A 255-nucleotide genomic window follows, 5' to 3' on the forward strand; every position below is an offset into this window, starting at 1 on the left:
TCTGTTTAAATTTTGTTCAATAAATGTTTTATAGCGGCCACTTTAACCATTTCTTCTGCATTTTCGATTAGCAGTTCATAAATTCGGCATAGTCTTCGATCGTTATCAAACCAAGCAAATGTTCTTTGAATAATCCATCTTTTATGGATAGGCTGAAAATTCTTTTTTTGCTTATCAGGCCTTAAAACAACCTGAATAATGTATCCAAACCCCTTTTTTACCAGATCTACTATTTCCCCACGATAACCACCATCA

1 pseudogene is annotated in these 255 nt (G+C 33.7%); it reads right to left on the reverse strand.

Annotated elements, in window-relative coordinates:
• Nucleotides 1–5 precede the first annotated feature (5 nt).
• Nucleotides 6–255: pseudogene (locus GNY06_RS00295) on the reverse strand (IS5 family transposase); the annotation flags it as partial.

The sequence above is a fragment of the Elizabethkingia argenteiflava genome (assembly GCF_009904105.1).
Lineage (GTDB): Bacteria > Bacteroidota > Bacteroidia > Flavobacteriales > Weeksellaceae > Elizabethkingia > Elizabethkingia argenteiflava.